This is a genomic window from Nocardia inohanensis NBRC 100128 (assembly GCF_001612945.1).
GTDB lineage: Bacteria > Actinomycetota > Actinomycetes > Mycobacteriales > Mycobacteriaceae > Nocardia > Nocardia inohanensis.
Map to the genome: position 1 here is coordinate 263,629 of NZ_BDBK01000016.1, position 21,081 is coordinate 284,709.

At 67.0% G+C, this 21,081-nt stretch carries 21 protein-coding genes; 13 read left to right on the forward strand and 8 right to left on the reverse strand.

What is annotated here, in order from left to right:
- Nucleotides 1–53 precede the first annotated feature (53 nt).
- Nucleotides 54–674 (forward strand): TetR/AcrR family transcriptional regulator, encoded by a 621-nt coding sequence (locus NI1_RS29350; RefSeq protein WP_067827036.1) that lies wholly within the window; start codon nt 54–56, stop codon nt 672–674.
- Nucleotides 675–678: 4 nt separating this feature from the next.
- Here NI1_RS29350 and NI1_RS29355 read toward each other — a convergent pair whose 3' ends face one another.
- Both NI1_RS29355 and NI1_RS29360 read right to left on the reverse strand, forming a co-directional pair.
- Nucleotides 679–1,956 carry a lipase family protein gene (locus tag NI1_RS29355; protein WP_245663459.1) on the reverse strand — a complete coding sequence of 426 codons (1,278 nt, stop codon included), beginning with the start codon at nt 1,954–1,956 and terminating at the stop codon, nt 679–681.
- A 104-nt stretch (nt 1,957–2,060) separates the two neighbouring features.
- Nucleotides 2,061–2,768: a nitroreductase gene (locus tag NI1_RS29360; protein ID WP_067827038.1), complete on the reverse strand. Its 708-nt coding sequence runs from the start codon at nt 2,766–2,768 to the stop codon at nt 2,061–2,063.
- Nucleotides 2,769–2,823: 55 nt separating this feature from the next.
- Here NI1_RS29360 and NI1_RS29365 point away from each other — a divergent pair, with 55 nt between their 5' ends.
- Nucleotides 2,824–3,282 (forward strand): winged helix-turn-helix transcriptional regulator, encoded by a 459-nt coding sequence (locus tag NI1_RS29365; RefSeq protein WP_067827040.1) that lies wholly within the window; start codon nt 2,824–2,826, stop codon nt 3,280–3,282.
- A 57-nt stretch (nt 3,283–3,339) separates the two neighbouring features.
- A complete protein-coding gene (locus tag NI1_RS29370; protein ID WP_067827043.1) occupies nt 3,340–3,846 on the forward strand; it encodes a GNAT family N-acetyltransferase in 507 nt (168 codons plus the stop codon).
- A gap of 126 nt (nt 3,847–3,972) precedes the next feature.
- On the opposite strand, the gene NI1_RS29375 is transcribed toward NI1_RS29370, so the two are convergent.
- Nucleotides 3,973–5,046 carry an MBL fold metallo-hydrolase gene (locus NI1_RS29375; protein WP_067827045.1) on the reverse strand — a complete coding sequence of 358 codons (1,074 nt, stop codon included), beginning with the start codon at nt 5,044–5,046 and terminating at the stop codon, nt 3,973–3,975.
- A gap of 345 nt (nt 5,047–5,391) precedes the next feature.
- On the reverse strand, nt 5,392–6,042 hold the full coding sequence (locus tag NI1_RS29380; protein WP_067827048.1) for a dihydrofolate reductase family protein: 651 nt from the start codon (nt 6,040–6,042) through the stop codon (nt 5,392–5,394).
- 102 nt (nt 6,043–6,144) lie between these two features.
- Here NI1_RS29380 and NI1_RS29385 point away from each other — a divergent pair, with 102 nt between their 5' ends.
- From NI1_RS29385 to NI1_RS29395, 3 genes are all read left to right on the forward strand, one after another.
- A complete protein-coding gene (locus NI1_RS29385) occupies nt 6,145–6,636 on the forward strand; it encodes a winged helix-turn-helix transcriptional regulator (protein ID WP_067827051.1) in 492 nt (163 codons plus the stop codon).
- A 165-nt stretch (nt 6,637–6,801) separates the two neighbouring features.
- Nucleotides 6,802–8,862 carry an ATP-binding protein gene (locus tag NI1_RS29390; protein ID WP_067827054.1) on the forward strand — a complete coding sequence of 687 codons (2,061 nt, stop codon included), beginning with the start codon at nt 6,802–6,804 and terminating at the stop codon, nt 8,860–8,862.
- 79 nt (nt 8,863–8,941) lie between these two features.
- Nucleotides 8,942–9,160 (forward strand): cold-shock protein, encoded by a 219-nt coding sequence (locus tag NI1_RS29395; RefSeq protein WP_067827057.1) that lies wholly within the window; start codon nt 8,942–8,944, stop codon nt 9,158–9,160.
- On the opposite strand, the gene NI1_RS29400 is transcribed toward NI1_RS29395, so the two are convergent.
- Nucleotides 9,141–9,941: a nucleotidyltransferase domain-containing protein gene (locus NI1_RS29400; protein ID WP_067827059.1), complete on the reverse strand. Its 801-nt coding sequence runs from the start codon at nt 9,939–9,941 to the stop codon at nt 9,141–9,143. The two genes, NI1_RS29395 and NI1_RS29400, sit on opposite strands and share 20 nt — an antisense overlap.
- A gap of 657 nt (nt 9,942–10,598) precedes the next feature.
- On the opposite strand from NI1_RS29400, the gene NI1_RS29405 reads away from it, so the two are divergent.
- Genes NI1_RS29405 through NI1_RS29415 form a run of 3 tightly spaced genes read left to right on the forward strand, consistent with a single transcriptional unit; the run spans nt 10,599 to nt 12,938 of the window.
- Entirely contained in the window at nt 10,599–11,765 is a 1,167-nt protein-coding gene (locus NI1_RS29405) for a globin domain-containing protein (RefSeq protein ID WP_067827062.1), read from the forward strand.
- Nucleotides 11,756–12,496, forward strand: coding sequence for a DivIVA domain-containing protein (locus NI1_RS29410; RefSeq protein ID WP_067827065.1), 741 nt, complete (start codon nt 11,756–11,758; stop codon nt 12,494–12,496). Before NI1_RS29405 ends, NI1_RS29410 begins: the two co-directional genes overlap by 10 nt.
- Nucleotides 12,497–12,533: 37 nt before the next feature.
- The gene (locus NI1_RS29415) at nt 12,534–12,938 is read left to right on the forward strand and encodes a globin domain-containing protein (protein ID WP_067827067.1); all 405 of its coding nucleotides are present in this window, start codon (nt 12,534–12,536) and stop codon (nt 12,936–12,938) included.
- A 100-nt stretch (nt 12,939–13,038) separates the two neighbouring features.
- On the opposite strand, the gene NI1_RS29420 is transcribed toward NI1_RS29415, so the two are convergent.
- Nucleotides 13,039–14,115: an alkaline phosphatase family protein gene (locus NI1_RS29420; RefSeq protein ID WP_084523907.1), complete on the reverse strand. Its 1,077-nt coding sequence runs from the start codon at nt 14,113–14,115 to the stop codon at nt 13,039–13,041.
- 197 nt (nt 14,116–14,312) lie between these two features.
- On the opposite strand from NI1_RS29420, the gene serA reads away from it, so the two are divergent.
- Together serA and NI1_RS29430 are read left to right on the forward strand one after the other, a co-directional pair.
- The gene (gene serA / locus NI1_RS29425; RefSeq protein WP_067827073.1) at nt 14,313–15,911 is read left to right on the forward strand and encodes a phosphoglycerate dehydrogenase; all 1,599 of its coding nucleotides are present in this window, start codon (nt 14,313–14,315) and stop codon (nt 15,909–15,911) included.
- A 175-nt stretch (nt 15,912–16,086) separates the two neighbouring features.
- Nucleotides 16,087–17,094, forward strand: a complete 1,008-nt coding sequence (locus NI1_RS29430) for a 3-isopropylmalate dehydrogenase (protein WP_067827075.1) — start codon at nt 16,087–16,089, stop codon at nt 17,092–17,094.
- Nucleotides 17,095–17,246: 152 nt separating this feature from the next.
- Here the strand turns inward: NI1_RS29430 and NI1_RS29435 are convergent, their stop codons facing one another.
- On the reverse strand, nt 17,247–18,431 hold the full coding sequence (locus NI1_RS29435; RefSeq protein WP_067827755.1) for an MFS transporter: 1,185 nt from the start codon (nt 18,429–18,431) through the stop codon (nt 17,247–17,249).
- Between the two features lie 178 nt (nt 18,432–18,609).
- Nucleotides 18,610–18,759 (reverse strand): hypothetical protein, encoded by a 150-nt coding sequence (locus tag NI1_RS38230; protein WP_157535398.1) that lies wholly within the window; start codon nt 18,757–18,759, stop codon nt 18,610–18,612.
- Between NI1_RS38230 and NI1_RS29440 the strand changes: the two genes are divergently transcribed.
- Together NI1_RS29440 and gltX are read left to right on the forward strand one after the other, a co-directional pair.
- Nucleotides 18,758–19,531 (forward strand): fumarylacetoacetate hydrolase family protein, encoded by a 774-nt coding sequence (locus tag NI1_RS29440; protein WP_067827757.1) that lies wholly within the window; start codon nt 18,758–18,760, stop codon nt 19,529–19,531. The two genes, NI1_RS38230 and NI1_RS29440, sit on opposite strands and share 2 nt — an antisense overlap.
- 13 nt (nt 19,532–19,544) lie before the next feature.
- Nucleotides 19,545–21,011: a glutamate--tRNA ligase gene (gene gltX, locus NI1_RS29445; protein ID WP_067827079.1), complete on the forward strand. Its 1,467-nt coding sequence runs from the start codon at nt 19,545–19,547 to the stop codon at nt 21,009–21,011.
- Nucleotides 21,012–21,081 lie beyond the last annotated feature (70 nt).

Genomic DNA, 21,081 nt, shown 5'->3' on the forward strand with positions numbered 1-21,081 from the left:
GGCTAATGTACGAAATCTGAATGGGATTCGCATTCTGGTTCGGGAAGTAGGGCGTGGTGGAGACGACGGCGCGGCGGGTGCCGCAGCAGGCGCGGAGTAAAGAGCGGGTGGCTCGGGTGCTGGCGGCGGCGGATCGGATATTGGCCACCGAGGGGGTGGAAGCGCTGCGGATGGTGCGGCTGGCGAGTGCGGCCGGGGTTTCGGTGGGGTCGCTGTATCAGTATCTGCCGGATCGGGATGCGGTGCTGGAGGCTTTGGCGGGGGAGTATCTGGAGCGGATCGAAGGGACTATGGCGGAGCTGATCGATGCTGCGGGGCAACAGCATTGGGATGATCCGATCGATGGGCTGGTGGAGGTTTTCGCCGAGGTGTACCGGCGGGAGCCGGGGTTCCGGGCGCTGTGGTTCGGGCGGCACATGTCGGAGGCGATCCGGGTTGCCGATCGGGAGCACAAGCACAAGATGGCGGACGGGTTGCGGCGGATCATCCTGGCGCAGCACATACTTCCGGATCGGGAATGGCTGCCGCAGGTGAGCGTGGCGGTGCAGTTGATGGCCGATGCGCTCATGCAGGAGGCGTTTCGGCTCGATTCGAACGGTGATCCGGATATCTTGCGCGAGTTGAAGTCCGGGCTGCGGGGCTATCTCGCCGAGCTGAAGCGCCGGACGGATTGAGGGTTCAGCGGACGCAGCCGGGCGGCACCAGTTTGCCGCTGATGATCTCGTCCACCCAGCGGCTCAAGGTCGGGACCATGATGATGCCGACCGTGAAGTGCTCGCCCGGAAAGGTTTGCAGCCGAACGGATCCGCCGTTCGCGCACCAGTTCTCGTAGAGCTGTTCGGCGCCGGCCAGCGGAATCCAGAATTCGTCCAGGCCGTGGTAGAGGAAGACTGGAACGGTGGGTGCCGCCGCGCCGAGCTTGTTCTCCGACACCACTTTTCGGGCGATGGGCGAGGCGAGCGGGTCCGGCGGATCGGTGAAGGTGTCGAGCGTGAGCGGTGCGGCCAGCCCGAGCGCGGCTTGCAGTCCCACGCAGGCGTCGCGGAGCGCGTGCGCCAGCCGCCACCCGTTGTCGTTCAGCAAGGCGAGCAGTTCCGGGTATTCGCGTGCCAAGCCGAGCGTGGCGCCGAGGAAGACACCGGTGGCCGCATTCCCGTCCATGGTGCGCGGCAGCATGTCGTAATCGGCTGGGAGTCCGCCGATCACGACGCCCGCCAGCGGTAGTTCGGGTGCGTAGGCGGGCGCCAGTTGCGCGGCCCAGCCGGTGGCGATCGCGCCGCCGGAGTAGCCGCTCAACACCACGGGACTGCGCGGGCCCAGATCGGTCAGGCTCAGGCGCAGGGCCGCGCGCGCCGCATCGAGTACGGCGTGCCCGCCCATATGCCCGGCCGCGTACGCCTGCCGCGGCCCCTGATGGTCGGGCACGATCACCGCATAACCCCGCGACAGCAGCAATTGGATCGAGACCATGTCGGCCTGGAACCCCCGCTTGAGCTGATACGAAGGCGTGCAAGTGTTTCCGAGCGAAGAGGTCGGAATGTTGTAGGAGACCAGCGGCCGCTCCCCGGGGCCGGTCCATGGCGATCGCGGCAGGTAGACGGTCGCGTTCACCGGTGCCGGCCGCCCGCGCGCATCGGTGGATCGCACCAGCATTTCCAGGGCCCGCACCGGCGTGAGGAACCAGCTCGGTACGGCGCGCACGGTGAGCACCTCGCCGAGCCGGCGCTCCCGCCAACCGCCGGGCGGTACGTAGAACGGATCGTCGAGCGCCGTCGGCAGCACCGCCGCCAGCTCGTGCGGCGGGTCGATCAGCTCACCCAGTGGATCGGCGTGCCCGGCGGCGGGGAACAACGGCGCGGCCATGAGGGCCAGCGTCGCGGCGAGCCGGGCAAGTAGTCGCGGTGCGCTTTTCACATGCTTTCCGCTCTCGACGGCGGCCCTCTCGGGCAGCGGCAATCGCTGGAAAATGCCTGTTCAGATGCCACGGATCCTTACACAGCGGCTGACCGGTTCGCCGCTTTGCCCGAACTCCCGCCGCCACCGCGGTGTGTCGCGCGGTGTCAGCCCGCGTGCCAGGTGACAACCTCACCGAGATCGGCTCGGCTGGTGCGGAACCCATTGGCCGCATGCTCGGAATCGGCGTATCCGAAGGAGATCGCGGCCACCACCTGCCGATGCGCCGGCAGATCGAAGTACTCGCGCAGGAACGGCGAGTACGTCGCCAGCGCCGCCTGCGGTGCGGTGGCCACGCCCAGGCTCTGCGCGCCGAGCAGGAACGAGGTCAGATACAGCCCGCAGTCGACCGCACCGTAGACGCCGAGGTCGGCCTCCGTGGTCAGGATGGCCACGTGCGGTGCGTCGAAGAGCTCGAAGTTGCGCAGCATCTGGCGCATCGACCCGGCCCCGTCGCCGCGCTCCACGCCGACGGCCCGGTACAGCGCCCCGCCGCACTCCCGCCGCCGATCGCGGTACACCCCGTTGTACGCGGCCGGAAACGGAATGTCGGATTGCGGTGTGGCCCCGTTGACGTGCTCCAGCAAAGACTTACGGAACCGCTCGGTCGCCGCCGGATCCTCGGTGACGACCAGCTGCCACGGCTGGGTGTTGCACCAGGACGGCGTGCGCTGGGCCAGCCGCAGAATCGATTCGATGGTCCCCCGGTCGACGGCGTCGGGCCGGAACGCACGGCAGGTGTAGCGCTCGTCGAGCAGCGATTGCAGCGTGGTGTAGCGGTCGGTCACAGCGGTTCCCCTCGTAGTTGGTCTCATTTCGAGACCGGTTGTATTCGGTCTCATATTAAGACCGATTCGGTAGGATCGGAAGATGCGTTATGAGGAGCTGGCCGAGGAGCCGTGTTCGATCACGCGATCGCTGGTGGTCTTCGGCGATCGGTGGACACTGCTGATCCTCAAGGCCGCCTTTTCGGGCGTGCGCCGCTTCAACGGCTTCCAGGCGTATCTCGGAATCTCCAAAGGGCGCTTGCAGGATCGCCTCGACCGGCTGGTGGAGCACGGCATCCTGGTCAAACAGCGCCCGGAGACCGGCGCGCACGAGGAATACCGGCTCACCGCCAAAGGACATGATGTGTACCCGATCCTGATCGCCTTCCGGGATTGGGGCGACGAGCACATGGCTCCGGACGGCAAGCCCGTGCACTACCGGCATCGCGATTGCACGGGCGAAGCACACGCGCGGCTCACCTGCGACGAATGCGGCGCGGAGATGAGCGCGCGGGATGTGATTCCCGAGGCCGGGCCCGGATTCCCCGCGACCACGTCGTGACCGGGGCGGCCGGATAAGGGCATGCACGGCATGCGATCCCTTCGTATAGTCGCGTCGATGTGCGCGATGACAACCCGCCCCGCCGTGGCCGATGACGAGAAATTCCTGTGGGCGATGCTGTTCGAAGCCTCGCACTCCGCGGACCTGGGCCGGACGAGTCCGGACGAACTCCGCGACATCCCCGCCCTGGCCCGGTATGTCGAAGGCTGGGGTGCGCCAGGCGATTTCGGCGTCGTCGCCGATGTGGACGGCAGCCCGGCGGGTGCGGCGTGGGCGCGCCTGTTCACCGCCGATAATGCGGCCTACGGATTCGTGGATGAGCGGACGCCCGAACTCGCGATCGCCGTAGCCCCGGGAACGCGCGGCTCCGGTCTGGGCACGGCGCTGCTGGAAAGCCTCATCGCCGCCGCCCGCGAGCGACATGATGCGCTGAGTTTGAGTGTGCGCCTGAATAATCCGGCCCGCGCGCTGTACCAGCGCCTCGGCTTCCAGGACCTGCCGGGCAGCGACATCACCAACGCCGCAGGCGGTACCAGCGTCACAATGGTACTGCGCTTTTGCTGACGCACGGCCCGGTCGTCCGGGGCGGACTTTTGCTCCACTGTCAGCCGGTTTCTGCGCGAAAAGTGCTGAGGGAGGGCAAAAGTGGAGCAAAAGTCCGGCGTCCACATCGCCGGGCGAACCGGCGAATCAGCCCGCGTCGAACGCCAGCCGCCCGGACGCGAGGTAGTCGCTGGGGTCCAGCAGCATGCGGACCTCCGGCCGATCAGCCGCCGGGATGCGCGCGAGCTCATCGTGGAACGGCGTCCGCATCGCTTCGCCGCGCGCGGTCATCACCGGTAGCCAATTGTCGTGATGGTTGGGCACGAACACCTTCGGCCGCAGCGCCTCGATGTAGGTGCGCGGATCGCGCAGGCCGTTGGTGAACTGGTTGAACCCCTGGATGGCTCCGATGTGCACATCCGAGCGCGGCAGGCCGCGCAGCACATCCAGCACGTGCGGGGCTTTCTCCACCAGTGGTCCGGACGAGTCGTGCCAGGTGAGAGTGAAACTCTCCGTACGGAATTGGTAGAGCAGCACCCCGCCTTCCGGAGCCGAGATATTGCGCGCCAGATGGCCGGCGTCGGCGAGAGTCGGTGGGTGCGTGCGGATGTCGCACAGGCAAGGCGCCGGAATGACGCGCGCTGAGGCGCCCGGCCCGGCAGCGCGGCGGGTGGGGGCCGAGTGAATGTGCCGGATGGCGGTCACCGACAACCCGGGCGCGAGTTCGAAGTCATACCGATCGCCGGGTGACGAATCGGCCGAACCCAGTTCCTTGCAAGGGAATTCGGCGCCGCGCACCTGACCGCGCGCGGTGGCGCAATGCTCCGCCGTCCCGTGCACCACCGCCCCGCTGGCCTGCGCGATCGGCCCGGCATCCGCCGCGTGGTCGAAATGCCCGTGCCCGATGAAGATCGCCACCGGCCGCAGCGCCGCGACCTCCGCGGGCGTGGTCGGCACATATCCGGAGGTCACGCCGCGCGGCACCCAGGCATCACACAGGAACACGGTGCCGCCCATGGCGATCGCGAAGGACGCGCATCCGAACCATGCCACCAGCACCTGATCCGCCCGCACCGCACCGGTCTCCGGGTCCACCGCCGCATCCCCGAAGAACCGCCGCCGCGCCGCGATGGTCGCCGCGAGCGTGGGCGGCTCGATCACCCCCGGAGCGAACCGCCCGCCCAGCTTCGCCATGCCGCGCAATCCGGAAAAACTCGCCACCCGTATGCCCCTCACCTAGATCGGAAGCGGACGAACCGCCGCCCGCATTCTGCCCACACCGACCGCACATTGTCACTGGGCAGCAGGACAATACGAGCAGCGGTCGACGCGGCTTTCGAAGCGTCTGGCACGGAATCATTGTTGTCTCGCACGAGTGGAACGGCCGCCCCGGCATCGATCGGCCTGGCCGCCACCGACCTCACCGGGCGCGCGGAAATGCTGCCGCGGGCCTGGTCTGCGCCACCTTGCTGACGTGGGCGACCGCTGTGCCGGCGCGGGCGGCCCGCCCGGTTAATGCCGCGGGCATTCCGGCGGAGTGGCCGGGTGTGCCCGCCGGCGTCGATTTCAGCGCGCCACGCGTTCGAAGGTGAGGTGGGTGACGGCCGGGGAGCTCTCCAGCTTGGTGCACTCGTAGCCCGGCAGCGTGCCGACATCGTCGAAGAGTCGCTCGCCCGCGCCGAGCAGGATCGGCGCCTGCGCCAGGTGCAGGGAGTCCACCAGGCCCGCCCGCAGGAACTGGCGCACGGTCGACGCGCCGCCGCCGAGCGTCACGTCTTTGCCGTCGGCCGCTTCGTAGGCGCGCTTCAGGACGGCTTCGGGGGTGTCGTTGACGAAGTGGAATACGGTGCCGCCCTCCATTTCCAGGGACGGCCGCGGATGGTGGGTGAGGACGAAGGTGTCGTGGTGGTAGGGCGGGTTCGGTCCCCACCAGCCGGTCCACGAATAGTCCGGCCACTCGCCGCGGATTGGTCCGAACATGTTGCGGCCCATAATGGTTGCCCCGATGCCGACTCCCCACCGAGAGGCGTACTCCTCGTCCAGTCCGCCGACGCCGGTCGGCTCCTCGCCCATCATCGCCCGGCCGAAGTCGGTAGCGAAGATCCATTCGTGCAGGGCTTCGGCTCCCACCCCGAGCGGATGCTCCTCGCTCTGGTTCGGGCCGGCGACGTAGCCGTCCAGGGAGATCGACAGGTTGTGTACGCGGAGTTTCGGCATGATCTGCTCCCTAACTGGTTGTGATTTGCAATCGGTAGTTATGATAGGAGCAAGCGGTTGCGATTTGCAATCGGTTGGTGTGAAAAACTATGGGAGGCACGGATGGAGCCCAGGTCGGGATGTCCGATCAACGCGACCATCGAGGTGATCGGCGACAAGTGGACGCTGCTGGTGCTGCGCGATGTCATGTTCGGCAATCGCCGCCACTTCCGCGAACTGCTCGCCGGGTCCGAGGAGGGCATCGCCTCGAACATCCTGTCCGATCGGCTCAAGCGCCTGGTGGCCGCCGGACTGCTCAGCCGCGACGACGCCAAGCCCGGACAGAAGGCCGAGTACCGTCTCACCGAACCGGCCATCCAGCTGGTGCCCGTCATGGCGGCGCTCGGTTCCTGGGGCCTGCGCCACCGCCCCACCACCGAGCGCCTGCGGGTGCGCGCCGAACTGCTGGAGCAGGGCGGGCCGCAGCTCTGGGCCGAATTCATGGACGAGCTGCGCGAATCCCATTTGGGCACAACGCTTCCGAAGCGGAGCGGCCCGCGCGCCAGCCAACGCCTGGCCGCCGCATACGAAGCCGCGATGGCGAAAAACCGGTGATAGCCGAGACCTTGCGGTTGCATGCGGCAATCCGGCGGTGAATCTCGGAACGGCACCGTTATCAACTGGTCGGCAAACGTTAAGCCCCTTGTTAGAACAAGAGCGTTGCATCGATTTCAGAGGTAGCTGAACGAAGGCTGCCGAGAGGGCAATTGGGGGCCCACCATGTACAAAGGGGTGCATGCGGCCGCGTACGAGTACGAGGACCATCGCTACACGATGCGCATCAGCCGACTGGCTATCGACAAGCTGGGTATCCGGCTCTACGACCGGGTTTCGGCGGTACTGGCCGAGCTCATCGCCAACTCCTACGACGCCGACGCCACCGAGGTCGATGTCACGCTGCCGTGGGGCGTCACGCTCACCGGCAATGTGCGGGCCGCGGACGAACCGCCCTACGAGATAATCGTTTCCGACAACGGCCACGGCATGACCGCGGACGAGGTCAACCGGAACTATCTCATGGTCGGCTCCGACCGGCGGGTGCGCACCGGCTCGGATCTCTCACGCGAGCGGCGGCGACCGGTCATGGGGCGCAAGGGAATCGGGAAACTGGCGGCCTTCGGGATCTGCCGCACCATCGAGGTGATCTCGGCGGGCAGCCGCTCCGAGGACCGCACTCCGCTCGGCTGGCCGGTGGCGCATCTGGTGCTGGATCTCGACGATATGCTCTCCGACACCGAACGCGACTACTACCCGAAACCCGGTGCGCTGGACGGTACTTACGCCGCCGAACGCGGCACCACCGTCATCCTGCGCAACTTCTCCCGCAAGCGCGTCAACTCCGGTTCGGAGCTGAGCCGCCAGCTGGCGGCGCGCTTCGGCATCGAGCGCTCGGACTGGCGGGTGCAGGTGCACAACAGCATCGGCGACGAGTCGTTCACGCTCAGCGACCTGCCCATCGACGTGATGGAGGAGACGCGCCTGGACGTGTCGCGGGTGCCGGTGCGACTGGGGAATCAGTATCTGCCCGTGAGCGGTTGGATCGCCTACTCCAAACAGCCCTACCGTGACGAGGCGATGGCGGGGGTGCGCATCTACGCCCGCGGCAAGATCGTCGCCCAGACCCGCGATTTCGGTATCCGCTCCGGCTTCACCGGCGAGTTCAAGCTGCGCTCGTACCTGGTCGGCGCGGTGCACGTGGACTGGCTCGACGACGAGGAGGACCTGGTCCGCTCCGACCGCCAGGACATCATGTGGGGCTCGCAGCGCGGTGAGGCGCTCGCGCTCTGGGGCCGCGCGCTGATCAAGGAGATCGGCAGGCTCGGTGAGAAATCCATTCGCCGCCGGGTCTGGGAGGAGTTCGTGGAGCGCTCGCGGCTGCACGAGACCCTGGAGGCGATCGCCCCGGGCGACCGCATGTTCCGCGATTCGGTGATCGACGCCGCGCGAATCCTGGTGGCCAACAAGGACCGTGCCTCGCTCGACGATCCCGCGCATATCGAGAACATGCTCCGCCTGGCGCTCTCCCTGGGCCCGCAACGGAGCCTGCTGGAGACGCTCAAGGAGATCGCCGAGGACGAAGCCGATCCCGGATTGGATGTGGTGGTGGCGCTTTTCGAGCGCGCCCGGGTGGCCGAGATCTATTCCCTCGGCCAGATCGCCAGCGAACGCGTCGCCGTCGTGGACCGGCTGCGCGCCCTCATCGACGATCGCCGCTCCCTCGAACGGCCGTTCCAGGAACTCATCGAAAGCGCCCCGTGGCTGCTCGCCCCGGAATGGACGCCGCTGGGCATGAACGAATCGCTCAAACGCGTCCGCGCCAGCTTCGAACGCTGGTACGCGCAGAAATTCGGTGTCGCCCTGCACACCTCGACCATCGGCAGCGAGAAACGCGAACCGGATTTCGTGCTGCTGCACGACTCCGGGGAACTGTGGATCGTCGAGATCAAGCGCATGGACTATCACCTCACCGACAACGAGTACAACCGCGCCGTCAACTACCTCTACGAACTCGATCGCTTTCTGGAGGAGAACCCGCGCATCGGCGCGCAGTTCCCGCGCCGGCGGCTCACCTTCATCGTCGATCACATCGATCGCCTGGGCCCGGCCTCGCTCTCCTCGCTCTCCAGCGACCAGCGAGTGGACCGCCGCACCTGGCGGGAGCTGCTCGACGCCACGCTGCGCGCGCACCGCGATTTCCTCGAACGGGTCTATGCCATGCGTGGTTCCGGGACCGAGTCGCGTGGCGACGAGGACCGCCCCGGTGATGTCCGTGCCGGGTGACCGCACCGCCGATGCGCGCCCATGACACCATGGATCGCGGTCCGCGGGGGTCATCCAGACGTTCGAAAAGGTTCGGTGCATGGTTCACGGCACGGTGAAGTGGTTCGACAGCGAGAAGGGCTTCGGATTCCTGAGCCCCGACGGCGGCGGTCCCGACGTGTTCGTGGAGTACACCGCCGTCGAAGGGGATGGCTTCCGATCCCTCGCCGAGGGTCAGCGCGTGGAATTCGAGGTGCGCCGCACCAAGCCGGGGCCGGAGGCGGTACGCGTGCGCGTGATCACAGCAGGCGGCTTCTGAAGAACGCCGTCGCCAGCGCCTTGGCGCGCTCGCGCTGCTCCGGAGAGTCGGCGGTGAATTCCACTGCGGCTCGTTCGAATTCGGTGCCGATGAATTTCGCGATGGGTTCCGGGACGCTGCCGGAACCCATTTCGCGGGTACGCGATTTGAGCTCGGTCAATTCGGCGACCGCGCGGGTGAAATCCGCGGGCACCTCGCATTCCGCCAGCAGGGTCGGCAAATGCATGGGCGCCACCGACTTCTCCGGATGCTCGTGCAGCCAGCGCAATGCCATGGCCGGGCGCAGCGAATAGAACACCTTCTTCAGCGATCGATTGGAATCGAACAGCTGCCATTGCCGCCGGCCCAGGTGCAGATAGTGCCGGGCCACCCGATTGCGCTCGGCCACCGCATCGGCGAGTTCCCGTAGTTCCGTGCGGAATTCCGCGTCACCGCGATACACGATCGGCGACATCAGCCATTCGATAAGCACCGCATTACCGCTGACGAGCAGCCGCAGCGCCTTCATCAGATCCCAGCCGCTCACATCCAGCAGGCCGATCAGCGGCCGCTCGATGACATCGCGGCCGGGCCACGGCGTCACATAGTCCTCGATCGGCCGGAGGTATACGAAGCGGCAGTCGTAATCGGAGTCGGGGGAGGGGAACCCCCAGGCGCGGCTGCCGCTCTCGATGGCGAGCAGCACCGAAACCCGGTCGTCGCGCTCGATCCGGTCCAGTTCGTGGTCGATCGTGGCGACCACGGCGGGATCCATGGAGGAGGGAATCGAGCGCAGGGTCATGGAGCTCGAGGCTAGCCCGGTGCCCGGCTCCGGTCCACGCGTATGCGGTCCGATGCCCCCGGAATTGGGGGCGTGATCTGCCCGTTATAGACGGGTTATTGGTAAAACTATGGATTAGGTCACATGACCAGTTGCCTATGACGCCCATCACAACGTGCTAATACCCGTAACAGGCCCCGAAATGCTCCCGATACGCTTCATGTCAGAAAGTTCAATTGGTATTCATGAGAGGCTTCAAATGATCCCCGTTATCATCGACACCGGTTCCGCTGCTCTGAACGGCCTGCTCGACACCGGCTCCGCCGCCCTGCACGGCCTGCTGAGCACCCTGTGGACCGGTTCGTTCGGCAAGTGAACTTGCTGACCGTCTGATAATCAGACTTCGAAAGCCCGGCCTTGGGCTCCGCAGCTCCGAGGCCGGGCTTTCGGCTATCTGTGATGCTCCCGTGATAGTCGGTTAGCATGACTAAAATCCGCCTCGCGCGTACATGATTCGCTGAATGTTAGCCGGAAGTCGCTGGCGTACTTTCGTTTCGACAGCGCTCACTCGATGCCCTATGTTGGCCGTTATTCGGACGGTCGTCCAGGGATTCGGCGCAGCTGCTCACGCGGCCGCGCCGTGCCCGGCGGGAACGGTGGAGAGTTGTTGAGTGAGGGATGAACGTCGAGGCATTGCAGTCCAGTTGGCGTCATGTCGAACGGGCCGGTGACGAGGCCGTCCAGTACTTCTACGCGCACCTGTTCCTGGCGCACCCCGAGGTCCGGGAGATGTTCCCGATCCGGATGACCGGGCAGCGCGCCAAATTCTTCGCCGCCCTCGGCCGCATCGTCAGCAACGTGCACACCCTGGCCGAGGACAGCGAATTCGTCGCCCAGCTCGGCCGCGACCATCGGCGCTTCGGCGCGGTGCAGGCGCACTACCCGGCGGCGGGCAGCTCGCTGCTGGCCACCCTCGCGCACGTCCTGGGCAATCGCTGGACCGACGAGCTCGCCCAGACCTGGACCGACGCGTACTTCGCGGTCGCCGACATCATGATCGCCGCCGCGGATCAGGCCGCACAGGACACCCCGGCCTGGTGGGACGCCGAGATCGTGGCCACCGAGAAGCGCAGCATCGACGTCACCGTGCACACCGTGCGGCCGTTGCAGCACTACCACTACGAGGCCGGGCAGTCGCTGGCCATCGAGATCCCGCAGCGGCCGCGGCTGTGGCGCTATTACTCACCCGCCAACGCACCGCGATCCGACGGCACCTTCGATATTCACGTGCAGGTCGTCGACGGCGGCGAGGTCAGCGCGACCTTCGCGCGCCAGGTGCGGCCGGGGGACCGGATCCGCCTGGGTGCGCCCGTCGGCACCGCCTTCGTGATCCCGCCCGATGCCGTGGACAACCTGCTGCTCATCGCCGGCGGCTCCGGGCTCGCGCCGATGCGCGCCGTCGTCGATCGCATCGAACGCGAAGCTCAGCGGGGGAACGTGGTGCCGCGGGTGCAATTGCTGCACGGCGTGCGCACCTCCTGGAACCTCTACGACCACAAGGCGCTGACCGCCCTCACCGAGAATCCCTGGTTCTCCTATACCCCCGTGGTTTCCGAGGATTCCGGATTCCACGGCGTGCAGGGCGCGGTCGGCGCGGTCGCGGCGCGCGGGCGGGAACTCGCCGGCGTCACCGCGCTGGTCTGCGGTTCCCCGGCCATGGTCGCCGCCACCGTATCCGCACTGACCGGAGCCGGAATGCCCAGGCACGCCATCAGATTCGAGACGTTCGGCCAGGCCCCGGCCGCCGAACCGCGCACCGCCGACAAGGTTGCCCAATGGATGTGACACCCGACGAGATTCGAAACGCGAAGTTCAAGGGCTCGCGCCTGGGCCGCCGCGGCTACGACGCCGAGGACGTCGACCTCTACCTGGACAAGGTCAGCGCCGCCATGGCGCGGGTCGCGCGCGAGAACCGGCAGCTCACGCTGACCAGCAACTCCGCCGAACTCTCCCGGCTGCAACGGGAGAACATGCAGCTGGCCGCCAAGAGCGAGGCCATGCAGATGCAGATGCAGACCATGGCTTCGGCCGGTGAGGTCGCCGAACTGCAACAGCAGCTGGCGAACGCGCACTGGGAGATCGCGAGGCTGCAAGGCGAATTGGAGAAGGACGAGCTCGGCATCAGCGATCGCGCCGTGGCGGTGCTCAATCGCGCGCAGCTCTCCGCCGACGCCATTATCGAACAAGCCGAACAACACGCCCGCGACCTGATGACGGTCGCGCGCGGGCAGCAACGCGAAATGTTGCAGCAGGCAAGGGAATCCGCGGGGGCCAACCGGTTCGGCGGATACCTCGACCCGGAATCGGAGGACCAGCGCTACGAGCAGCTGCGCGCCTACTCCGACCTGCTGCGCAGCCAATTGCAGGCGATGATCCAGACTCTCGCGGTCGAGGTCGACAAGCTGGCGTTGCTCCCGCTGCCGGGCACCACGGCCACCGCCGGTGTGCTGTCCGGTGACTCGCTCCGGCCGCCGGGCCTACCGGTCGACGGAGCCGGATACCAGTCACAGAATTGACTCGTCCACGCATGGAACGGAAGTGGGGGACAGCCCTATGAATATCGAAGCGTTGCAATCCAGTTGGAAGAATGTCGAGGCCGTGGGACCGGAGGCGGTGGAGTACTTCTACGACCACCTCTTCGCGGCGCACCCCGAGGTCCGGGGCATGTTCGCCGAGGACCTGACCGAGCAGCGGGCGCGGTTCCTGTCCGGACTGGGCCGGATCCTCACCAATGTGCAGACCCTGGGCGAGGATCCGTCGTTCGTGCAGCAGCTGGGCCGCCGGCACGCGCAGCTGGGTGTGGTGGCCGATCACTACCCGGTTGCCGGTGCTTCGCTACTGGCCACGCTGGAGCATTTCCACGGGGACGCGTGGACCGAGGAACTGGCGCAGACCTGGGCCGCCGCGTACGGCGCGGTCGCCGATCTGATGATCGCCGCCGAGGAACCGGCGGCCTGATCGCCGGGTCGGACGCAGCCGGAAAGCCGGTCGCGGGTTATACCCGTGACCGGCTTTGCTGTGTCGGAGGCCACTTTTCGCAGGTGGTGGCTACCGCCGGTTACTTGCCGAAGGAGCCGCCGCCGGAGCCGCTGGCCACCAGGCAGAGCGGATTGTTCACCATCAGCATCTCGGCGGAACCTGCTGACGAACCGGTGACGCCGGAGTCGATGGCGGGGGTGTTCGGGGGTGTAGCCGAAGAATTGCCCGAGCCGCCCAATCGCATCGAACGGCCGTCGGAGTTGGGATCCGCGGGAGCGCCCAGCAGATCCAGCACGGTCGGGGTGATATCGGCCAGGGTGTAGGCGTTGTCCTTGGCCCCGGCCGCGAAGCCCGCCCCGCGTGCGATCACGAAGCTGGCTGTCTCGTAAGCACTCTGGCCGCCGTGGCCGCCCTCGGGTTTGTGCCCGTGATCGGTGGTGACCAGGATCGTCCAGCTCTCGTTCGAGTGCGCGGCGGCGCGCTCGTCCACCGCCTTGGTGATCTTGCCGACCAGGCCGTCCACCCGGTTGATGGCATCCCGGTACGCCTGCGGCCAGATGCCGCGCAGGGTGTGGCCGGTGATGTCCACCTGATCCAGATGCGTGAAGGTGAAATCGGTGCCGTCGCCGATCGCGGAGACCACCTGTGCCGCGGCATTCGAATCCGCCGTCGTCTCACAGACTCCCGCGCCGGTGGGGTCGATCTGGGTGACGGTTACCTTGTCCGCCTTGGGATTTCCGGTCCGGGCGATCATGCCGATCTTGTCCCAGGTGCCGAGCGAGGCGGTGGACAGGCTCGGCTGCGCGCGCTCCAGCTGGGTGAACACCGTGGGGTAGGTGGCGAAAGGCGCTGCGGTGCAGGTGGAGTCGTTGTCCTGGATGCCGTGTTTGGTGTCCCATACACCGGTCAGCGCGGTGGCCCAGGAGACGCAGGACATGGTGGTGTGCCCGGCGATCGACGTGCGAGCGAGGGTGCCCTGCGCGGCCAGCAGGCCCAGATTGGGGGCGTTGGCAGCCTCGACTTCGCTCCAGAGCGTGCCGTCGATGCCGATCACCACGACCTTGTTCACGGTGGGTGCGGCGGGCGCGGGGGCGGCGGCGGTCAGCGGGAGGGCGGCCAGGGCGGCGGCGGCGACCATTCGATGCGTCCGAGACATGCGCGGGAACTTAACCATGGCCGAGTCACTTTCGCAGGGCAATCGGTCAAATGACCAGAAGTGATTCCGCTGCCCGGGAAAACCCGCACGTCACAGGATTGATGGCATCCGCCTACCAGGCGGTAAGCCGGGCCGAATCCACGCCCATTAAGCTGACGCCCGTAAATCCCGGATCTCTTCCTCAGGAGTACCCCACAGTGAGCCAAGCAGGCCGTCCTGTTGTTCTGATCGCCGACAAGCTCGCCCAGTCGACCGTCGACGCGCTCGGCGACGGCGTCGAGGTGCGCTGGGTCGACGGACCCAACCGCCCCGAGCTGCTGGCCGCCGTGCCCGAGGCCGACGCGCTGCTGGTCCGTTCCGCGACCACCGTCGACGCCGAGGTCCTGGAAGCCGGTAAGAACCTGAAGATCGTCGCCCGCGCCGGCGTCGGCCTCGACAACGTCGACGTGCCCGCGGCCACCGAGCGCGGCGTCATGGTCGTGAACGCCCCGACCTCCAACATTCACACCGCCGCCGAGCATGCCGTCACCCTGCTGCTCGCCGCCGCCCGCCAGATCCCGGCCGCCGATGCCACCCTGCGCGAGAAGACCTGGCAGCGCAGCAAGTTCAATGGTGTCGAGATCTTCGGCAAGACCGTCGGCGTCATCGGCCTGGGCCGCATCGGCCAGCTGTTCGCGCAGCGTCTCGCCGCCTTCGAGACCAAGATCATCGCGTACGACCCCTACACCTCCCCGGCCCGCGCCGCGCAGCTCGGCATCGAGCTGGTCTCCCTGGACGAGGTCCTCGAGCGCGCCGACTTCATCTCCATTCACCTGCCCAAGACTCCTGAGACCAAGGGCATGCTGAACAAGGAGACCCTGGCCAAGACCAAGAAGGGCGTCATCATCGTCAACGCCGCCCGCGGCGGTCTGATCGACGAGCAGGCCCTGGCCGACGCCATCACCTCCGGCCACGTGCGCGGCGCCGGTATCGACGTGTTCGAGACCGAACCCTCCACCGACAGCCCGCTTTTCGACCTGCCGCAGGTCGTCGTCACCCCGCACCTCGGCGCTTCCACCTCGGAGGCCCAGGATCGCGCGGGCACCGATGTCGCCAAGTCCGTGCAGCTCGCCCTCGCCGGTGAGTTCGTGCCCGGCGCGGTCAACGTCACCGGCGGTTCGGTCAACGAGACCGTCGCCCCGTGGCTGGACATCGTCCGCAAGCAGGGCGCGCTGCTGGGCGCCCTCGCCAGCGAGCTCCCGGTCTCCCTCGAGGTCCAGGTGCGCGGCGAGCTCTCCTCCGAAGATGTTGCGGTGCTGGAGCTTTCGGCCCTGCGCGGCGTCTTCTCCGCCCTCATCGAGGACTCGGTCACCTTCGTCAACGCCCCGGCGCTGGCCAAGGACCGCGGCCTGGAGGCCACCGTCACCACCGTGACCGAGAGCCCCTCGCACCGCAGCCTGGTCGATCTGCGCGCCGTGTTCGGCGACGGCCGCACCCTGAACGTGGCCGGCACCCTGACCGAGCCCGCTCAGGTCGAGAAGATCGTCAACATCAACGGCCGCAACTACGACATGCGCGCCGAGGGCCTGAACCTGGCCGTCCTCAACTACGAGGACAAGCCCGGCCAGCTCGGCCGCCTCGCCACCAAGCTCGGCGACGCGGGCATCGACATCCTCGCCGCCCAGCTGACCCAGGACCTCGAAGCGGAGGGTGCCACCGTCATCCTGCGCGTCAACAAGGAGGTCCCGGCCGAGGTGCAGGCCGCGATCGCCGAGGCCGTCGGCGCCGTCAAGGTCGCCCAGGTCAACCTGGACTGAAAGTAACTCCCGCCGCGCCCCTTCCACTCCGGTGGGAGGGGCGCGGTGCTGTCTCGAGACATCCCTCATATCCCAATGGTTGGGAGCGGTTCGCCCTGGTGACAGGGCTGACACGGCTACCGGCTAGGGTTGCCGTCGAAGTGGCGGACGCATATCCGAACGGAGCATTGAACTCATGAAACTCGCTGTCATTCCCGGCGACGGTATCGGTCCCGAGGTCATCGCCGAGGCGCTCAAGGTGCTCGACGTGGTCGTCCCCGGCGTCGAGAAGACCGAATACGACCTGGGTGCCAAGCGGTTCCATGCGACGGGTGAGATCCTGCCCGACAATGTGATTCCGGAACTCAAGGAACACGACGCCATCCTGCTCGGTGCGATCGGCGACCCGTCCGTTCAGTCCGGCGTGCTCGAGCGCGGCCTGCTGCTGCGCACCCGCTTCGAACTGGATCATCACGTGAACCTGCGCCCGTCCAAGCTGTACCCGGGCGTCACCAGCCCGCTCGCCGCCAACCCGGACATCGACTTCGTGGTCGTGCGCGAGGGCACCGAAGGCCCGTACACCGGCACCGGCGGCGCGATCCGCGTGAACACTCCGCACGAGGTCGCCACCGAGGTCTCCACCAACACCCGCTTCGGCGTCGAGCGCGTGGTGCGCTACGCCTTCGAGACCGCGCGTAAGCGTCGTAAGCACCTGACGCTGGTGCACAAGAACAATGTGCTCGCGTTCGCCGGGGCGCTCTGGACCCGCACCGTCGCCGAGGTCGCCACCGAATACCCCGACATCGAAACCGCCTACCAGCACATCGATGCCGCGACCATCCACATGGTGACCGATCCGGGCCGCTTCGACGTGATCGTCACCGACAACCTGTTCGGCGACATCATCACCGACCTGGCCGCCGCCGTCTCCGGCGGCATCGGCCTGGCCGCCTCCGGCAATATCGACGCCTCGGGCACCAACCCGTCGATGTTCGAGCCCGTGCACGGCTCGGCCCCCGATATCGCGGGCCAGTCCAAGGCCGACCCAACCGCCGCCATCCTCTCGGTCGCGTTGCTGCTCAACCACCTCGGCAAGCCCGAGGAAGCCGCCCGCATCGAGGCCGCCATCGCCAAGGACCTCGCCTCCCGCACCGGCGCCGCCTCCACCGTCGAGATCGGTAGCCGGATCGCCGCCGCGATCTAGCTCTACAGCGTCAAGAACCCCTGGGTCCGAAGGCAATTCGGACCCAGGGGTTCCTTGTTTTTTCAAACCTGGTGCGGCCGTGAGCAATATCGCATTCATGCATTCGGATGCGAAAACTTAACGGGCGCAGCCATTCCTGATTTGCGGGAAAGTTAGCTCGGGCGGGACGCGGTGGGGACCAAGGGGACTGCGGCCAGGGCGATCAGGGCGGACAGGGCGTAGACGATCGGGAAGCCGGAGGCGTCGATCAGGGCGCCGAAGACCGGGGCCACCGCGGCCGCGGCCAGGTTCTGGCCGGTGTTCTGGATGCCCAGGCCGCGACCGGACCAGTAGGGGCCCGCGATTTCGGCTACGGCCGTGAAGGCCAATCCGTTGTCGGCGACGGTGATGACCGAAGCGGCCAACATGACCGGAACGGCCAGCCACCACAGGTGCAGCCAGGAGGCGAAGGCCAGGCCGGCCATGGCGACCCCGGCGGCGATGGCGACCGTGCGCAGCGGACGCAGGCGGCTGCCGACGCGATCGGACCACATGCCCGCCCCGATTCGCCCTCCAGCACCCAGGATTTGGGCCACCAGCACCAGCGCTCCGGCCACGCCCAGCGACCAGCCGATGTCGGTGTGCAGCCACAGCAGGGCGAAGGTCCAGATGGTCGCCTGGGGGATGACCAGCAGCACCGAGACGGCGTGAATGCGCCACAGCGTGCGGTCGCCGCGGTACGGATTGGCGGGACGGCCTGTGTCGCTGGTGGATTCGGGGCGCGGCGGATCCACGATGCCGACCAGGCAGCCGATCGCGGCCGCGCCCGCCATCAGCGCGGGGACCAGGACGGCGGCCGAGAAGCCGTGTGCCGCAGCGACAGCGGGGATGCTCAGCGCGCCGATGCCGACCCCCAGCGGCTGCGCGGTCTGCCGGATGCCCATGGCCAGGCCGCGCTGATCCGGCGGGAACCAGCCGACGATGACCCGGCCGGTCGCGCCGTTGGTGGAGCCCGCGCCCATACCGCCGACGAACAGCAGAATGCCCAGTGCCACATAGCCGGTCACGTTCGCCGCGGCCACCCCGGCGGCCAGCATCAGCAGCGGACCGGCCACCAATACCTTGTGCTCGCCGATGCGGTCGACGACATAGCCCCAGGCGATCAGCGTGCAGCACAGCCCGACCAGCGGCATCACTACCAGCAGACCGGCGGTGGGCAGTGGCATGCCGCGCTCCAGCAACGCCGGCAGCAGGAAGGGGGTGCCATTGACGAAGATCGCGCTCGCGGTCTGCGCGAAGACGCCGAGCGCCAGCATGGACCACCGTTTGGTCGAGCTCAGCTCCAGTACGGCGGCCATGACCATCACCTCGTGTCTCACTATGTGGAACCAATATCTTACTTCTTGGAACTCGCACCTTACGGTACACCTGATGCGCAAAGCCGTTTCCGAGGCACGCTGTTTGTTTGCTCACACTTGATAGCCGATCTTGATCAAGGCTCTTGCGGTACCGAGTTGTCTTGCGTATAAGGGCTTTTCACATCTGCGGGACCCCGATGCGGGCGGGCACGCCGGTGCGCCCGCGGCGGTGACGGGCGGTGCGCTGAGCCCGCGCGCCGGGCCCGCCCCACCCCCGCGGTCGGGCGCGTTCGGGCAGGTCGAGGCCGGTCGATAGGATGCTGGCCATGCGCCTAGGTCGAATTGCCAGCCCAGATGGAGTCGCTTTCGTCAGCATCGAAGGCGATGGTTCAGACGCCGTCGCCCGCGAAATCGCCGAACACCCGTTCGGTACACCGACGTTCACCGGTCGGCGCTGGCCGCTGGCCGATGTGCGCCTGCTCGCCCCGATCCTGGCCAGCAAGGTGATCTGCATCGGCAAGAACTACGCGGCGCACGCCGAGGAAATGGGTGGCCCGGCCCCCGCCGACCCGGTTATCTTCATGAAGCCGAACACCTCCATCATCGGCCCGAACCGGGAAATCGTGTTGCCGCCCAGCTCTTCTCAGGTCGATTACGAGGGTGAGCTGGCCGTGGTCATCGGCCAGCCGTGCAAGGACATTCCGGCCGCTCGGGCCCAGGAAGTGATCCTCGGTTACACCGTCGCCAACGATGTCACCGCGCGCGATCAGCAGCGTCACGACGGCCAGTGGACCCGCGCCAAAGGCTACGACACCTTCTGCCCGCTGGGCCCGTGGATCGAGACCTCCCTGGACCCTTCGGATCTGGAGATCGTCACCGAGCTCGACGGCGTGGTGAAGCAGCGCAGCCGCACTTCACTTCTGCTGCACGATATTCCGAAGCTGATCGAATGGGTGACCACCGTGATGACGCTGCTCCCGGGCGATGTCATCCTCACCGGCACCCCGGAGGGCGTCGGCCCCGTCCAGGCCGGTCAGAGCGTGTCGGTGACCGTGTCGGGCATCGGCACCCTCACCAATCCCGTTGCCGCCAAACGCTGATCGAGAGAGAGACATGACTGACGTCCGGGTCCGATTCTGCCCGTCCCCCACCGGCACACCGCATGTCGGGCTGGTCCGCACCGCCCTGTTCAACTGGGCCTTCGCGCGCCACCACGGCGGCACCTTCGTCTTCCGTATCGAAGACACCGATGCCGCACGTGATTCCGAGGAGTCCTACGCCGCGATCCTCGACGCGCTGCGCTGGCTCGGTCTCACCTGGGACGAGGGGCCGGAGGTCGGCGGTCCCTATGCGCCGTACCGGCAGTCGCAGCGGCGTGACCTTCATCTCGAGGTGGTCGCCAAGCTGCTGGCGGCGGGGGAGGCCTACGAATCCTTCTCCACCCCTGAGGAAGTCGAGGCCCGGCACAAGGCCGCCGGCCGCGATCCCAAGCTCGGCTACGACAACTTCGACCGCGACCTGAGCGCCGAGCAGATCGCCGCCTACAAGGCCGAGGGCCGCCCCGCCGTGATCCGCCTGCGGATGCCGGACAAGGACCTGTCCTGGGTCGACCTGGTGCGCGGCGAGACCACCTTCAAGGCGGGCGTGGTGCCCGACTTCGCGCTCACCCGCGGTAATGGCGATCCGCTCTATACCCTGGTCAATCCGGTCGACGATGCGCTCATGAAGATCACCCACGTTTTGCGTGGCGAGGATTTGCTGAGCTCCACGCCGCGGCAGATCGCGCTGTACGAGGCAATGCAGCGGATCGGCGTCGCGGATTTCACTCCGCAGTTCGGGCACTTGCCGTTCGTGATGGGTCAGGGCAACAAGAAGCTGTCCAAGCGCGACCCGGAGTCGAATCTCTTCCTGCATCGCGATCGCGGGTTCATTCCGGAGGGTTTGCTGAATTATCTGGCGCTGCTCGGCTGGAGCATCGCCGATGATCATGATCTCTTCTCCATGACCGAGATGGTCGAGGCGTTCGATATATCGAAAGTTAATTCGAACCCGGCACGTTTCGATCAGAAGAAGGCAGACGCTCTGAACGCCGAACATATTCGGTTGCTGAGCCCCGGTGATTTTGCTCACCGGCTGCGTGAGTACCTCACCTTGCACGGTCATATCGGCGCCGAGATCGACGAGAAGGTGTTCGAAGCGGCGGCCGATCTGGTGCAGACCCGAATCGTCGTTCTGGGCGACGCCTGGGATCTGCTGAAGTTCCTCTTCGCGCCCGCCGACAAGTTCGCTGTCGACGAAGCCGCAAAGGCCAAGAATCTGGGTGCGGATGCCGCACCCGTACTGCGGGCGACCATTTCCGCGCTGGACGGAGTTTCGGAATGGACCGCGTCCGCGCTCGAGGAGGCGCTCAAGCGGGCGCTGATCGAGGAGTTGGAGCTCAAGCCGCGTAAGGCGTTCGGTCCGGTGCGGGTCGCCGTCACCGGTTCGCACATCAGCCCGCCGCTCTACGAGTCTCTGGAGCTGCTGGGTCGTGAAGTGACCATGGAACGGCTGCGGGCGGCCGCCGCGGATCTTGCGTAAAGCGGTACAAAACCGGCTCTGACCAGCCGATTTGGTATATCTGGGCTTCGGCCTGCTAATCTTCTTCTCG